The organism is Curtobacterium sp. MCSS17_016, from assembly GCF_003234255.2.
In the GTDB taxonomy this organism is placed as follows: domain Bacteria; phylum Actinomycetota; class Actinomycetes; order Actinomycetales; family Microbacteriaceae; genus Curtobacterium; species Curtobacterium flaccumfaciens.
Genome location: NZ_CP126254.1, coordinates 1,628,357 through 1,643,031 on the forward strand (window position 1 = coordinate 1,628,357; position 14,675 = coordinate 1,643,031).

The 14,675-nt window shown below is 70.1% G+C and carries 13 protein-coding genes; 10 read left to right on the forward strand and 3 right to left on the reverse strand.

Annotated elements, in window-relative coordinates; translation table 11 throughout:
• The first annotated feature begins 11 nt into the window (after positions 1–11).
• Genes hisD through DEJ19_RS07750 form a run of 3 tightly spaced genes read left to right on the forward strand, consistent with a single transcriptional unit; the run spans position 12 to position 2,906 of the window.
• Entirely contained in the window at positions 12–1,319 is a 1,308-nt protein-coding gene (hisD, locus tag DEJ19_RS07740) for a histidinol dehydrogenase (RefSeq protein WP_111233524.1), read from the forward strand.
• Positions 1,320–1,332: 13 nt separating this feature from the next.
• Complete coding sequence (nrdR, locus tag DEJ19_RS07745) at positions 1,333–1,833, forward strand: transcriptional regulator NrdR (protein ID WP_027465260.1); 501 nt, start codon at positions 1,333–1,335, stop codon at positions 1,831–1,833.
• Positions 1,830–2,906 carry a quinone-dependent dihydroorotate dehydrogenase gene (locus tag DEJ19_RS07750; protein ID WP_111095413.1) on the forward strand — a complete coding sequence of 359 codons (1,077 nt, stop codon included), beginning with the start codon at positions 1,830–1,832 and terminating at the stop codon, positions 2,904–2,906. The genes nrdR and DEJ19_RS07750 overlap by 4 nt, the downstream gene beginning before the upstream one ends.
• Before the next feature lie 226 nt (positions 2,907–3,132).
• On the opposite strand, the gene DEJ19_RS07755 is transcribed toward DEJ19_RS07750, so the two are convergent.
• Positions 3,133–3,708, reverse strand: a complete 576-nt coding sequence (locus DEJ19_RS07755; protein WP_110864629.1) for a DUF3043 domain-containing protein — start codon at positions 3,706–3,708, stop codon at positions 3,133–3,135.
• A gap of 52 nt (positions 3,709–3,760) precedes the next feature.
• On the opposite strand from DEJ19_RS07755, the gene DEJ19_RS07760 reads away from it, so the two are divergent.
• The 6 genes from DEJ19_RS07760 to DEJ19_RS07785 all read left to right on the forward strand — a co-directional run bounded on the left by DEJ19_RS07760 (position 3,761) and on the right by DEJ19_RS07785 (position 10,536).
• Positions 3,761–5,212 (forward strand): dipeptidase, encoded by a 1,452-nt coding sequence (locus tag DEJ19_RS07760; protein ID WP_111233525.1) that lies wholly within the window; start codon positions 3,761–3,763, stop codon positions 5,210–5,212.
• Positions 5,213–5,270: 58 nt separating this feature from the next.
• Complete coding sequence (locus DEJ19_RS07765; RefSeq protein ID WP_035808216.1) at positions 5,271–5,639, forward strand: HesB/IscA family protein; 369 nt, start codon at positions 5,271–5,273, stop codon at positions 5,637–5,639.
• Positions 5,640–5,932: 293 nt separating this feature from the next.
• Positions 5,933–6,835 (forward strand): aa3-type cytochrome oxidase subunit II, encoded by a 903-nt coding sequence (ctaC, locus tag DEJ19_RS07770; RefSeq protein ID WP_111233526.1) that lies wholly within the window; start codon positions 5,933–5,935, stop codon positions 6,833–6,835.
• 11 nt (positions 6,836–6,846) lie between these two features.
• The gene (gene ctaD, locus DEJ19_RS07775; RefSeq protein ID WP_027465266.1) at positions 6,847–8,583 is read left to right on the forward strand and encodes an aa3-type cytochrome oxidase subunit I; all 1,737 of its coding nucleotides are present in this window, start codon (positions 6,847–6,849) and stop codon (positions 8,581–8,583) included.
• 4 nt (positions 8,584–8,587) lie between these two features.
• Positions 8,588–9,004, forward strand: a complete 417-nt coding sequence (locus DEJ19_RS07780; RefSeq protein WP_111233527.1) for a cytochrome c oxidase subunit 4 — start codon at positions 8,588–8,590, stop codon at positions 9,002–9,004.
• Between the two features lie 158 nt (positions 9,005–9,162).
• The gene (locus tag DEJ19_RS07785) at positions 9,163–10,536 is read left to right on the forward strand and encodes a glucose-6-phosphate dehydrogenase (protein ID WP_071405720.1); all 1,374 of its coding nucleotides are present in this window, start codon (positions 9,163–9,165) and stop codon (positions 10,534–10,536) included.
• 210 nt (positions 10,537–10,746) lie between these two features.
• Here the strand turns inward: DEJ19_RS07785 and DEJ19_RS07790 are convergent, their stop codons facing one another.
• Both DEJ19_RS07790 and DEJ19_RS07795 read right to left on the reverse strand, forming a co-directional pair.
• On the reverse strand, positions 10,747–12,708 hold the full coding sequence (locus DEJ19_RS07790; protein ID WP_258377425.1) for a glycoside hydrolase family 15 protein: 1,962 nt from the start codon (positions 12,706–12,708) through the stop codon (positions 10,747–10,749).
• Between the two features lie 78 nt (positions 12,709–12,786).
• Positions 12,787–13,851, reverse strand: coding sequence for an App1 family protein phosphatidate phosphatase (locus DEJ19_RS07795; RefSeq protein WP_111225147.1), 1,065 nt, complete (start codon positions 13,849–13,851; stop codon positions 12,787–12,789).
• On the opposite strand from DEJ19_RS07795, the gene DEJ19_RS07800 reads away from it, so the two are divergent.
• A complete protein-coding gene (locus DEJ19_RS07800; RefSeq protein WP_284176599.1) occupies positions 13,831–14,637 on the forward strand; it encodes a TetR/AcrR family transcriptional regulator in 807 nt (268 codons plus the stop codon). The genes DEJ19_RS07795 and DEJ19_RS07800 overlap by 21 nt on opposite strands.
• The last annotated feature ends 38 nt before the right edge of the window (positions 14,638–14,675 follow it).

The window sequence follows — 14,675 nt, forward strand, 5'->3', positions numbered from 1 at the left end:
TCGGACCCCTCATGATGCAGCGAATCGACCTCCGCGGCGGCCTCCCCGCCCGTGCCGAACTCCTCCGACTCATGCCCCGCGCCGCGGGTGACGTGTCGCACGCGGTCGACGCCGCGCGCGAGTTGATCGAGGACGTCCGGCACCGTGGGGCCGCTGCCCTGCACGACCAGGCCGAGCGCTTCGACGGTGGGGCCCCGGCGAACGTCCGGGTGCCCGCTGCCGAGATCACCGCAGCCGTGGCCGGGCTCACGCCCGAGGTCCGGGCAGCCCTCGACGAGGCCATCCGCCGGGTCCGGGCCGCGAGTGCCGCGCAGATCCCCGCCCCGTCCGTGACCACCCTGGCCGACGGCGCCGAGGTCCACCAGCGCTGGCAGCCGATGCGCCGCGTGGGTCTCTACGTGCCCGGTGGCAAGGCCGTCTACCCGTCCAGCGTCGTGATGAACGTCGTCGCGGCCCAGGTCGCGGGCGTGCCCTCGATCGCCCTCGTGTCGCCGCCGCAGCGTGACCACGGCGGCGCGGTGCACCCGACGATCCTCGCCGCGGCGGGGCTGCTCGGCATCGACGAGGTCTACGCGATGGGCGGCGCCGGCGCCGTCGGCGCGCTGGCGTACGGCGTCGCCGAGATCGACCTCGAGCCCGTCGACCTGGTCACCGGTCCGGGCAACAACTACGTCGCCGCCGCCAAGCGCCTGGTGCGCGGGGTGGTGGGCATCGACTCCGAGGCCGGGGCGACCGAGATCCTCGTGATCGCGGACGACACCGCGGACGCCGGGTTGGTGGCCGCCGACCTCATCAGCCAGGCCGAGCACGACGAGCAGGCCGGCAGCGTGCTGGTGACGACGTCCGCGGCGTTCGCCGACGCGGTGGAAGCCGCCATCCCGGAACGCACGGCGGTGCTCGGGACGGCTGCGCGCCTCCAGACCGCCCTGGACGGACCGCAGTCCGCGATCGTCCTGGTGGACTCGCTGACCGACGCGGCGACCGTGAGCAACGCCTACGGGCCGGAGCACCTCGAGATCCAGACGGTCGACGACGACGCCGTGCTGGCCGACATCGACGCCGCCGGTGCGGTGTTCGTCGGGCCGAGCACGCCGGTGAGCCTGGGGGACTACCTGGCCGGGTCGAACCACGTGCTGCCGACGGGCGGCCAGGCCCGGTTCGGGTCCGGGCTGTCCGCGTCGACGTTCCTGCGACCCCAGCAGATCGTCCGGTACACGCCCGAGGCCCTGGCCGAGGTCGCGCCGCACATCGTCGCCCTGTCCACCGAGGAGCAGCTCCCCGCGCACGGGGCCGCCGTGACGGAGCGCACGAACCGATAGCCTGGGGAACGACATGTTCTGCCCCTTCTGCCGCCACCCGGACTCCCGCGTCGTCGACTCACGGACGAGCGACGACGGAACCTCCATCCGCCGCCGTCGACAGTGCCCCAACTGCGGTCGACGGTTCTCGACCACCGAGACCGCATCGCTCAACGTCGTGAAGCGCAACGGTGTCACCGAGCCGTTCAGCCGCGACAAGATCGTCTCCGGCGTACGCAAGGCGTGCCAGGGGCGCCCGGTCACCGACGGTGACCTGGCCGTGCTCGCGCAGCGCGTCGAGGAGACCGTGCGGTCCTCCGGATCCAGCCAGATCGACGCGAACGACATCGGCCTCGCGATCCTCGCGCCCCTGCGGGAGCTCGACGAGGTCGCCTACCTGCGGTTCGCGAGCGTCTACCAGGCGTTCGACTCGCTCGAGGACTTCGAGGACGCCATCGGCCAGCTCCGCCGCGACCACCACGGGGCATCCGACACGGCCGCCGGGTCGTCCGCACCGTCCGGCACGCGCGCGTGAGCGGCATCGCCGAACGGATCGTGCGCGGCGGCTACCGCGTCGTGTTCCGTTCCGTGTTCGCGAACATGGACCCGGAACGTGCCCACCACCTGGCGTTCGCCGTCATCGCGGGGCTGCCTCGCGTGCCGTTCCTGAGCGGCGTCGTCGAGCGGTACTGCCGTCCCGCGGCGGCCGACGGCATCACCACGATGGGCATCCACTTCCCGTCGCGCTTCGGTCTCGCGGCCGGGTTCGACAAGGACGCCCGCGGCATCGCCGGTCTCGGCCTGCTCGGATTCGGCCACGTCGAGGTCGGCACCATCACCGCCAAGCCGCAGCCCGGCAACGAGCGCCCGCGCCTGTTCCGGCTGATCGGCGACCGCGCCCTGATCAACCGCATGGGCTTCAACAACCACGGCGCCGCAGCGGCCGCCCGACGCCTCGAGCGCGCCCGCCGGAACCCCGGCCGACCGGTCATCGGCGTGAACATCGGCAAGAGCCGGGTCGTCTCCGTCGAGGACGCCATCGACGACTACCTCGAGTCCACCCGCCGGCTCGCGACGTTCGCCGACTACCTGGCGGTCAACGTCAGCTCGCCGAACACGCCCGGTCTGCGCGGACTGCAGGAACTCGACCAGCTCCGACCGCTGCTGTCCGCGGTGCGCGACGCCGCCGGCCGGACGCCGGTGCTCGTCAAGATCGCACCGGACCTGACCGACGAGCAGATCGACGCGATAGCGGGCCTCGCGGTCGAGCTCGGGCTGTCCGGGGTGATCGCGAACAACACGACGATCTCCCGCGACGGGCTGACCGCCGATCCGTCCGACGTCGAGGCGATGGGTGCCGGGGGCCTCTCCGGTGCGCCGGTCGCCGCTCGCTCGCTCGAGGTCCTGCGTCGCGTCCGCGCCGCGGTGCCCGCCGACTTCTGCGTCATCGCCGTCGGTGGTGTGACCACCGAGCAGGACGTGCAGGACCGCATCGACGCCGGCGCGACGCTCGTGCAGGGCTACACAGCGTTCCTCTACGAGGGGCCGACCTGGGCCGGGCGCATCAACCGGCTGCGCCGTCGGCGGCTGCGTCGCGCCGCGCGGTAGACGCGACCACCTGACGGACTGGAGGCCCGTGGCGACACCGCCACGGGCCTCCAGTCCGTCCTGTGGGCGCGCCCACGGCCGCTTCGTGAGCAGGAATGGTCGGGTGCGCCGCGCCCACCCGACCATTCCTGCTCACGAAGCACGAACGGGGGAGTGGGAAGTGGGGGAGCGGGAACGACGAAGCGCCGCCCGGCAGGCCGGGCGGCGCTTCGTCGTGTGCGTGTGGCTAGAGCGTGGGGTACTGCCCACGCCGGACCTGGGGCTTCGGCAGCCGCAGGAAGCGCAGCTGCCACGCCCGCGTGAGGATGTAGAGGAACGTGCCGCGCTGGAGCTCGCCGAACTTGTTGGTGAGCTTGCGGCGGAGCGACAGCCACAGCACCACGCAGTCGATGATGAACAGCGCCACGAACGCCCACACGAGCAGGAGCGAGTAGGAGGCGATGACCGTCTGCGCGGCCGCGAACCCGACGATGAGGAACAGCACGAGCACGGGCATCATGACCTCGCCGACGTTCCAGCGGGCGTCGATCCAGTCGCGGACGAAGCGTCGCTGCTCACCGCGGTCCTTCGCCGGCAGGTAGCGCTCCTCGCCGTTGGCCATGCCGACCCGGGCACGCTCGCGCTCCGAGTTGAGGCGGGCGCGGGCGGCCTTCTTGTCGACCGGCGTGTTGCCGACGAGGGGGCGGCGGTTCGCTGCCTCTCGCTCGCGGCGGGACGGCGTGGGGCGGCCCTTGCCCTGCTCGAGGAGCTCGGCCTCGGTCGGGTTGACGGTCGTGTTGGTCTTGGGGGCTGCCTTCGCCACGGTGCGTTCCTAACGGCGGTGTGCGTGCGGGATCTCCTCTAGATTACCGGGCATGACCGACAGCGAACAGCACAGCCCCGCGACCGACCCCGCGCTCCTCGACGCCCTGCGCGAACACGTGCAGGGGGCACTGCCCACGACGATCGCCGACCTGTCCGCGCTGGTGCGCCTGCCGTCGGTGTCCTGGTCGGCCTTCGACCCGGCGAACGTGCGTGCGAGTGCCGAGGCCGTCGCGGACCTCGCCCGGTCGACCGGGGTGTTCGGCGCGGACGACGTCCGGATCGTGCGGTCCGCGGTGTCCGGGTCGACGGCCGACGTCGCGGAGGCCGACGCGGAGACCGAGCTCGGCCAGCCCGCGGTGCTCGCGGTGCGCCCGGCGCGGAACGGCAAGCCGACGGTGATGCTCTACGCCCACCACGACGTGCAGCCGCAGGGCGACGAGGCCCTGTGGGAGACGCCGCCGTTCGAGCCGACCCTCCGCGGTGACCGCCTGTACGGCCGCGGTGCCTCGGACGACAAGGCCGGCGTGATGACGCACATCGCGTCGCTCCGCGCGGTGCACGCCCAGTTCGGTGACGACCTCGACCTCGGGATCGTGCTCTTCGTCGAGGGTGAGGAGGAGTTCGGCTCCCGCTCGTTCCGCACGTTCCTGCGCGAGCAGAAGGAGCAGCTCGCCGCCGACGTCATCGTCGTGGCGGACAGCGACAACTGGTCCACCGAGGTCCCGTCGATCACGGTCTCGCTGCGCGGCAACGTCACCTTCAAGCTCACCCTGACCACGCTCGAGCACGCCAGCCACAGCGGGATGTTCGGGGGAGCAGCCCCGGACGCGATGATCCCCATGGTGCGGCTGCTCGCCTCGCTGCACGACGCCGACGGCTCGGTCGCCGTCGAGGGGCTGTCCTCGTACGAGGCCGACGTGCCGGAGCGCACCGAGGACGAACTCGCCGTCGACGCCGCGCTCGTGCCCGGTGTCCGCCCGATCGGCACCGGCGCCGTGCTGTCCCGCATGTGGTTCCAGCCGTCGATCACGGTGACCGGCATGGACGTGCCGAGCGTCGCGAACGCCTCGAACACGCTGCTGCCCACGGTCTCGGCACGGGTCTCGGTCCGCGTCGCCCCCGGTCAGGACTCCCGGCAGGCGTCCGCTGCCGTCGAGCGGCACCTGCGCGAGCACGTCCCGTTCGGCGCACGGATGGAGATCACCGAGCCGGACAGCGGCGACGGGTTCCTCGTCGACACCGCCGGCTGGGCCGTCCAGGAGGCCCGCACGGCCATGCGCGAGGGGTGGGGCGCCGAGGCGGTCGAGCAGGGCATCGGTGGGTCGATCCCGTTCGTGTCCGACCTCGCCGCGGAGTTCCCGGACGCGCAGATCCTGGTCACCGGCGTCGAGGACCCGGACACCCGCGCCCACAGCCCGAACGAGTCGCAGCACCTCGGCGTCCTGCACCGTGCCATCGCGTCGGAGACGATCCTGCTCGCCAGGCTCGCGACGCGCAGCTGAGGGTGCTTACAATCGACGCCAGGCGCGGTGACCAGCACCGCCCGGAGGGAGACGCGCGATGAGCGACACCATCACCGAAGCACCGGCGACCGAAACGCAGTCGCACGGCGTCCTCCTGAGCGACGCCGCTGCCGGCAAGGTGGCGAGCCTGCTCGAGCAGGAGGGCCGCGACGACCTGCGCCTGCGCCTCGCCGTCCAGCCCGGTGGCTGCTCGGGCCTGATCTACCAGCTCTACTTCGACGAGCGCCTGCTCGACGGTGACGTCACCGCCGAGTTCGACGGGGTCGAGGTCGTCGTCGACAAGATGAGCGTCCCGTACCTCGACGGCGCGACGATCGACTTCGAGGACACGATCCAGAAGCAGGGCTTCACGATCGACAACCCGAACGCGCAGGGCAGCTGCGCCTGTGGTGACAGCTTCCACTGATCGCCAGCGATCCGACACGCGAGCGGGGAGCGACCGGAAGGGTCGCTCCCCGCTCGCGTTCGTGTGACCGGACGTGGCGCGCCGGGGCGCGGTGCGACCGGGCGAAATCGTGCCCGCAGACGTGCGGATCGAGGCCAGAACCGTGTCGTGTGTGCGCGAGCGGTACCGAGCTGCGAGTAAGCTAGGAGTGTTCCAATCAAGCTGGGAGCCAGCCATGCGCCGCCTTCGTGCGGCTCGCCGTCGGACTCGACGGGCTGACCTCCTGAAGCTCACGTCTTTTGCGAGAGGTAACAGTGCGTTCGAATCGCCGTATACGTTGGGCGGCCGTCCCGGTGGCCGTCGGTCTGGTCATCGCACTGGCTGGCTGCACGCAGCAGCAGATGAACGGATGGCTCCCCGGCACGGAGGAGACGAAGGACGTCACCAACCACACGAGCCGCATCGTCGGCCTGTGGACCACCAGCTGGGTCGTTCTCCTCGCCGTCGGTCTCATCGTGTGGGGCCTCGTCATCTGGGCAGCGATCGTCTACCGCCGCCGGAAGGGCCAGACCGGCCTGCCCGTGCAGATGCGGTACAACATGCCGCTCGAGATCTTCTACACGATCGTGCCGCTGATCCTGGTGCTGGGCTTCTTCGCCTTCACCGCGAAGGACCAGGCCGCGATCGAGAAGCCCTTCGCCGACCCGGACGCCACCGTGCACGTGTACGGCAAGCGCTGGGCGTGGGACTTCAACTACATCAACAAGGACAACCCCGAAGAGAGCGTCTACTACCAGGGCATCCAGGCCCAGGAAGAAGAGAACGCCAACGGGGCGATCGACGAGTCGCAGCTGCCGACCCTCTACCTGCCGAAGGGCAAGAAGGTCGCGATCGAGCTCTCCTCGCGCGACGTCGACCACTCCTTCTGGGTCATCGACTTCCTGTACAAGAAGGACATGCTCCCGGGCAAGACCAACTGGGAGTACTTCATCCCGGAGAAGCTCGGCACGTACCAGGGCAAGTGCGCGGAGCTCTGTGGTGAGTACCACTCGCTGATGCTCTTCCAGGTGAAGGTCGTCACGCCGGCGCAGTACCAGGACTACCTCGACACCCTGAAGGACCAGGGCAAGGTCGGTCTGCTCGGTGACGAGTACAACACCAACACCAACGAACCGAACAACAAGGCGCCGGTCGAGGCGTCCAGCGAGAACAAGTAGGGGCTCGTCAGATGACAACGTCACTCGTCGGCCAACCGACCCAGACCTCGTCGCCGGACTTCCAGGCGTCGAAGGTGGGTCGGAAGGGCAACATCGTCGTCCGGTGGATCACCTCCACCGACCACAAGACCATCGGGTACATGTACCTGATCGCGTCGTTCATCTTCTTCCTGCTCGCAGGTGTGATGGCCCTCGTGATCCGTGCCCAGCTCTTCGAACCCGGCCTGCACGTGGTCGCGACGAAGGAGCAGTACAACCAGCTGTTCACGATGCACGGCACGATCATGCTGCTGATGTTCGCGACGCCACTGTTCTCCGGCTTCGCGAACGCGATCATGCCGCTCCAGATCGGTGCGCCCGACGTCGCCTTCCCGCGACTCAACGGCTTCGCCTTCTGGCTCTACCTGTTCGGCTCGCTCATCGCGGTCGGCGGCTTCCTCACCCCGCAGGGCGCTGCCTCGTTCGGGTGGTTCGCCTACGCGCCACTGAGTGACACGACGTTCACACCAGGGCTCGGCGGAACACTCTGGGTCTTCGGGCTCGGCATGACCGGCTTCTCGACGATCCTCGGCGCGGTGAACTTCATCACGACGATCATCACGATGCGTGCCCCGGGTCTGACCATGTTCCGCATGTCGATCTTCACGTGGAACACCCTCGTGACGGCGCTCCTCGTCCTGATGGCCTTCCCGGTCCTCGCGACGGCGCTCTTCGGCCTCGGGCTCGACCGCGTGTTCGACGCACAGATCTTCAACCCGGCCAACGGCGGAGCCCTGCTCTGGCAGCACCTGTTCTGGTTCTTCGGGCACCCCGAGGTCTACATCATCGCGCTGCCGTTCTTCGGCATCGTCTCCGAGGTCTTCCCGGTGTTCAGCCGCAAGCCGATCTTCGGGTACAAGACCCTGGTCTACGCGACCATCTCGATCGCGGCCCTCTCGGTCACGGTGTGGGCGCACCACATGTACGTCACCGGTGGCGTCCTGCTCCCGTGGTTCTCGCTCATGACGATGCTCATCGCGGTCCCGACCGGCGTGAAGATCTTCAACTGGGTCGGCACGATGTGGCGCGGTTCGGTCACGTTCGAGACCCCGCTCCTGTGGGCCCTCGGCTTCCTGATCACCTTCACCTTCGGTGGTCTGACCGGTGTCATCCTGGCGTCGCCGCCGCTCGACTTCCACGTGTCCGACTCGTACTTCGTCGTCGCGCACTTCCACTACGTGGTCTTCGGAACCGTCGTCTTCGCGATGTTCTCCGGCTTCTACTTCTGGTGGCCGAAGTGGACCGGCAAGATGCTCAACGAGCGTCTCGGCAAGATCCACTTCTGGCTCCTGTTCATCGGGTTCCACACCACGTTCCTCATCCAGCACTGGCTGGGCGTCATCGGCATGCCGCGTCGCTACGCGACCTACCTGCCGAACGACGGCTTCACCTGGATGAACCAGCTGTCGACGATCGGCTCGATGATCCTCGCGATCTCGTTCCTGCCGTTCATCTTCAACGTCTACGTGACCGCCCGGAACGCACCGAAGGTCGCCGTGAACGACCCGTGGGGCTACGGCCGCTCGCTCGAGTGGGCGACCTCCTGCCCGCCGCCGCGCCACAACTTCACGTCGATCCCGCGTATCCGTTCGGAGTCCCCGGCCTTCGACCTGAACCACCCCGAGGCCGGTGTGCCGATCGGTGTGGGTCCCGCGAAGGACGCCCCCGATGCCCCGACCTACGACGCCGCGAAGGGCGAGGTGAAGTAACGCCATGCGCGCGAACACCAACCTGTTCTGGATCCTCTTCGGGTTCTTCATCCTGACGGACGCCGCCTACACCACGTGGGCGATGATCTACTACGGCGAGCCCGAGTGGGTGGGCACCGTGGCGATCGGCCTGACCGGCCTGATGTCGGCGTTCATCGCCTTCTACCTCGGCAAGGTCATGTCGTCCCAGGGCGGGGTCCTGCCCGAGGACCGTCCCGACGCCAACATCGAGGACGGCGACGCCGAGCTCGGGCACTTCAGCCCGTGGTCCTGGTGGCCCATCCTGCTGGCCGCGGCGGTCGCCGTGTGCTTCCTCGGCGTGGCCGCCGGCCTGTGGATCGTCCCGATCGGGCTCGTCCTCGTGGCGATCACCCTGGTCGGCTGGGTCTACGAGTACTACCGCGGCAACTTCGGGCACTGACCCGGCGCTGCAGCGCACCTGACACTTCGGGCGGCACCAGTACGGTGCCGCCCGAAGTGCGTCCAGGAGACGAACTCCGGTCCCGATCCGGAACAAACGGGCCCGCCCGCGACTTGACTGGAGCGGACCTCCCACCACAGCGAAAGGAGTCACCTCAGGTGACCGACAAGCGCACCCTCATCATCTTCGGCGCGACGGGCGACCTCGCCTCCCGCCTGCTCCTGCCGGGCCTCGGCACGTTCCTGCAGAGCGGCCGTGCCGTCCCCGTGCAGCTGATCGGCACGGGCCGCAGCGAGCGCAGCCCCGAGAAGTGGAAGGACATCGTCACGCAGTCCTTCGCGTCGCAGGACGTCAAGGGGCCGGAGGTCGACGCGACCATCGAGTCGACGCAGTTCATCCAGGGCGACCCCACCGACCCGAAGCACCTCGAGGCGCTCCTGGCCGCGGCCGACTCCGAGCCGATCCTCTACTTCGCCCTCCCGCCGCAGATCGCCTCCGACATCTGTGAGGCGCTCGAGCACGTCGAGCTCCCCGAGGGCACGACCCTGGCCTTCGAGAAGCCCTTCGGCACCGACGTCGCCAGCGCCCAGGCCCTCAACGAGACGGTGCTCAAGCTCGTCCCGGAAGAGCGCGTGCACCGCACCGACCACTTCCTCGGCCGCACCACGGTCCTGAACATCATCGGTCTGCGCTTCGCGAACCGCCTGTTCGAGCCGATCTGGAACGCCGACAACATCGAGAAGGTCGACGTCTTCTACGACGAGACCCTCGGTCTCGAGAACCGCGCCCAGTACTACGACGAGGCCGGCGCGATGGTCGACATGATCCAGTCGCACCTGCTGCAGATCCTCGGCATCGTGACAATGGACGCCCCGGCGGACATCGACGCGGTCGAGTTCCGCTCGTCCCTGGCCCGGGTGCTCCGTTCGACCCAGCTCAAGGGCGGCGACCCGAAGATCGCGTCGCGTCGCGCCGTCTACACGGCCGGCACGATCGACGGCAAGGAGCTGCCGTCGTACCAGGACGAGGACGGCGTCGACAAGTCGCGGAGCACCGAGACGCTCGCCGAGATCTCGGTCGAGGTCGACACGGCCCGCTGGAAGGGCGTTCCGTTCACGCTGCGCTCCGGCAAGGCACTCGGCAACAGCCGGAAAGAGGTGCTGATCACCTTCAAGCCGGTCACCCGCTTGCCCTCCGGCCTGAGCGGTCGCCCGAAGGCGGACACGCTCCGCATCGTCCTGAACCCGGACGAGATCGAGCTGACCGTGTCGGCCAACGGCGGTGGCAACCCGTTCGAGATGGGCCAGGTCACCCTGTCGTCGTCGTTCAGCGACGGCGAGCTCACCCCGTACGGCGAGGTCCTGAACGGCATCTTCCACGACGACCCGCTGCTCTCCATCCGCGGTGACGTGGCCGAGCGCTGCTGGGAGATCGTGGAGCCGGTCGTTGCCGCCTGGAAGGCCGACGAGGTCCCGCTCGAGGAGTACCGCGCCGGTTCGCGCGGCCCGGCGGACTGGGAGTCGTCGTCCTGACGGACGCGCTGCTGACGTCCTGAACGGACGCCCTGACGGACGGGAGGCCCGGTGCCAGCTGGCACCGGGCCTCCCGTCCGTCGTGGAGTCGCGTGCAGAGCATCGCAAGACGCCGTCGTGTCATCGAGACGCCGCCAGATCCGGCGGCGTCTCGACGGCTTGGCGGCGTCGCGCGAAGACGACGGCGTCTTCAGGGGGCAGAGCGGGACGTCAGGCGGGGGAGCCGGCGCGCTCACCCTCGCCCGTCCACGACCGGGTGCCGCCGTCGTGGACGGGCAACCGCGTGCGGTGCCCGACGGTCGCGCCACGGGCGCGCTCGATGGCGTCCGCTGCCGACACGAGCGTCAGGTGCGACAGCACCTGCGGGGTGTTGCCGATGTGGTGCCCGGTGGCGACGTCGATCTCCTCGGAGAGCATGCCGACGTCGTTGGCGTACCCGACGAGCACGTCCATCAGGCGCTCCGCGTCCTCGACCCGGCCGGAGGCGGCGTACTGCTCCACCAGCCAGAACGAGCACGCCAGGAACGGGTGCTCGGCGCCGGACAGTCCGTCGAAGCCGGCCGTCGTGCGGTAGCGGAGCACGAGGCCGTCGTCCCCGACCCGCAGGTCCTCCTCGATGGCGCGCACCGTGCCCGTCATCCGGGGGTCGTCGGCGCGGCAGAACCCGACCTGCGGCAGGACGAGCAGGCTCGCGTCGACCTCGTCGGTGTCGTAGTGCTGGCGGAACGAACCGCGCTCGGCGTTCCAGCCGTGCTCCTCGATCTCGGCGCGGACGGTGTCGCGCAGGGTACGCCAGCGGTCGACGGGGCCCTCGAGGCCGAACTCCTCGACCGCGGCGACCCCGCGGTCGAACGCGGCCCAGATCATCACCCGCGAGTGCGTGAAGCTGCGCCGCGGGCCGCGCATCTCCCAGATGCCGTTGTCCGGTTCCTGCCAGTGCTCCTCGACGTAGCCGAGCAGTGCCCGCTGCAGCGCCCAGGAGTCTGCGTTCTCCTCGACCCCGAGCTCGCGGGCGTCGTGCAGTGCCGCGAGCACCTCGCCGAAGACGTCGCCCTGGTACTGCGTCGAGGCGCCGTTGCCGACGCGCACGGGCGTCGACCCGAGGTACCCGGGCAGCTCGGGCAGTTCCCGTTCGGGCAGCTCGCGTTCGCCGGCGATGCCGTACATGATCTGCACGTCGGCGGGGTCGCCCGCGACGGCGCGCAGCAGCCAGCCGCGCCAGTGCGTGGCCTCGTCGCGGTAGCCGTGGGCGATGAGCGACGCGAGCGCGAGGGAGGCGTCGCGGAGCCACACGTAGCGGTAGTCCCAGTTGCGTTCGCCGCCGGGGTCCTCCGGCAGGCCCGTGGTCGCGGCGGCGACGACGCCACCGGTCTCGCCGTGGGTCATCGCGCGGAGGAACACCAGCGACCGTCGAGCGGCGACGGCGTACCGACCGGTGGTCTGCGCGGGGGCGGTCCACGCCGTCCACCACTGCACCGTGTGGGCGAGGGCCGCGTCGACGTCGAGCGGCTCCGGCGGCTCGCGGTGCGACGGGTACCAGGTGAGCACCGTGTCGAGCACGTCGCCGTCGTGGATCGTCGTGACGGCGGTGTGCCGGTGGTCGTCGGCGCGGAACTGCGGTCCCCGCACGATCACCGAGCCAGGGCCCGCCGTCGCGAGCAGCGCCGGTTCGTCGTCGTCCCCGATCTGCCGGATCCACGGCAGGGCCCGTGCGTAGTCGAACCGGATCCGGAGCGTCTGCCGGAGTTCGACGGTGCCGCGGAGCCCGCGCACCCGGCGGACGATCGAGGGGCGGTGCGCGCCGACGGGCATGAACTCGGTGACCTCGACCACACCGTCACGGGTGGTCCACACGGTCGAGAGCACCAGGGTGTCGCCGTGGTACCGCCACTGGGCCGTGGCCTCGTCGTCGACGGGTCGCAGGGTCCAGTGGCCGTGGTCCTCGGTGCCGAGCAGCGAGGCGAAGGTGGACGAGCTGTCGAAGCGCGGCAGGCACGCCCAGTCGATCGTCCCGTCTCGGCCGACCAGGGCAGCGGTGCCGGTGTCGCCGATCAGGGCGTGGTCCTCGATGCGGTTCGGCGGTGTGTGCGGTGCGGCTGGGTGTGGTGTGGCCGGATGCGGTGGGGCTGGGTGTGGTGCGGCTGGGTGCGGTGCGGCCGGCTCGGTGCTCATGGACCGATCGAACACCCGGTGCCCGAGCGCCGCGGTCGGCCACGGGTGCTCCGGGCCGAGAACGTGATGAAGGGTCGCTCAGGCCGGGTCGGAGGCGTCGGACTCGATGATGCCGACCCGCGCGAGCTCGCTCCACAGACCGGCGCCGTCCGGTGCGTACACCCACGGCGCCGACGAGTCACGGGAGCGTTCCTGCGCCCGCGAGCGTCCACCGGCCAGGACCGCTTCGCTCGTGGACAGCTGCCGGATGGCGACGCCCGCGACGTTGTCCGGGTGCTCCCGCGAGAAGTCGCCGTAGAGGCTCTCGTCGTGCTGTCCGTCGTCGCCGACCAGGAGCCAGCGGATGTCCGGGAAGTCCTTCGCGAGCCGTCGCAGGTTCTCCTGCTTGTGCAGCTGCCCGCTGCGGAAGAACCGGTCGTGGGTGGGACCCCAGTCGGTGAGCAGGAGCGTGCCGGACGGGTACATGTTGCGGGACAGGAAGCGCTGCAGCGTCGGGGCCACGTTCCACGCCCCTGTCGACAGGTAGACCGTCGGGGAGCCGGGGTGCTGCGCGAGGATCCGCTCGTACAGCACGGACATGCCCGGCACCGGGCGGCGGGCGTGCTCGGTCAGCACGAACGAGTTCCAGGCGGCGAGCATGGGGCGGGGGAGCGAGGTCACCATGACGGTGTCGTCGATGTCGGACAGCAGCCCGAAGCGGGTGTCCGGGTGCACGACGAACACGTCGGCCTCGACGTCGCGTCCGCCGCCTGCCGACAGCCGCACCGTGCGCCAGCCGGGCTCGAGGTCGATCGGGACGATGGTGTCGACGACGCCGCCACGGTCGGTCTTCACCACGTGGGAGACACCGCCGGCGGTGACGGTGACCTCGGCGTGGTCGACGGCCACGCTCGTGAAGCTCTTCCAGCCGCGGACGCCCGCGTAGGAGACGTCGGAGGCGAGACCGCGGCGCGTCAGCAGCACACGGCACAGGATGCGCACCCAACCGGGCGCGCCGTAACCGGTGTACGGGACCACCGTCGGCACCAGTCCGCGACGGCGTGCACGGTGCTCGCGGAACTCCTGGACGGCGTCCTCGATGCGGGCCGCGCGGTGCAGGAGCGGCTCGGCCAACGACGGCTCGTGGGGCGTCGGGTCGGGCATGGCGTCATCATCCCATGTACGGCTGACGAAACCGCGCGCGGGGCGGAACTGGTGAGTCGCAGCCATGTTCCAGGCGCGTTCTGCGAAAGTTGTCCCCGTCACACCAACCAACCGCGCTGGAGCGCAAGAGGAGAACACGTGCTCGTCACCGAGGTAACGAACGCTCTGCCGGGGGGATCATCACTGCTCAGGAACGAGCCGGTCCAAGCCCGCAGTTCGGCGCGCCTCGCCGGCCTCCTCGACGCCGCAGCCGCGGTGATCGACGAGATCGGGTTCGAACGGCTCACGACCGCCATGGTCGCCGAGCGCGCGGGGGCGTCGATCGGCACCGTCTACCGGTACTTCCCGGACCGCATCGCCGTGGTCGAGGCACTCGCGATCCGCTGCACCCAGCGGCTCGCCTCCCGCTTCGTCGAGGCGCTCGACGCCAGTGGCGCCGAGACCTGGCAGGACGCCAACGACGCGCTCATCGACATGACCGCCGAGATGTACCGCACAGAGCCCGGTTTCCGGGCCATCCGCTTCGGCGACCCGGCAGACACCGGCACGGGCGACGCCGAGGACCGCATGGGCGCGCTCGGCGCGACCGTGGGCCAGATCATGCGCGACCGCTTCGGGTTGCCGGACGACGAGCACATCACCCGCGCGTGGGTCGTCCTCGCCGAGTCCGGTCACGCGGTGCTGGCACGGGCGCACCGCGACCGCGAGCACCCCGACACGGAGCTGATCGAGGAGTACCGCCGGATGAACCGTGCGCACCTGGAATCGGTGATCGCCGCTTCCTGACCGTCCCGTCGAACCGGCGCGACACGCCGGGGACCGAA

Excerpts from the sequence above, each read along its gene's own strand:
- hisD (WP_111233524.1), top strand. The coding sequence starts at position 12 with ATGATGCAGCGAATCGACCTCCGCGGCGGCCTCCCCGCCCGTGCCGAA.
- nrdR (WP_027465260.1), top strand. The coding sequence starts at position 1,333 with ATGTTCTGCCCCTTCTGCCGCCACCCGGACTCCCGCGTCGTCGACTCA.
- DEJ19_RS07760 (WP_111233525.1), top strand. The coding sequence starts at position 3,761 with ATGACCGACAGCGAACAGCACAGCCCCGCGACCGACCCCGCGCTCCTC.
- DEJ19_RS07765 (WP_035808216.1), top strand. The coding sequence starts at position 5,271 with ATGAGCGACACCATCACCGAAGCACCGGCGACCGAAACGCAGTCGCAC.
- ctaD (WP_027465266.1), top strand. The coding sequence starts at position 6,847 with ATGACAACGTCACTCGTCGGCCAACCGACCCAGACCTCGTCGCCGGAC.
- DEJ19_RS07780 (WP_111233527.1), top strand. The coding sequence starts at position 8,588 with ATGCGCGCGAACACCAACCTGTTCTGGATCCTCTTCGGGTTCTTCATC.
- DEJ19_RS07790 (WP_258377425.1), bottom strand. The coding sequence starts at position 12,708 with ATGAGCACCGAGCCGGCCGCACCGCACCCAGCCGCACCACACCCAGCC.
- DEJ19_RS07795 (WP_111225147.1), bottom strand. The coding sequence starts at position 13,851 with ATGCCCGACCCGACGCCCCACGAGCCGTCGTTGGCCGAGCCGCTCCTG.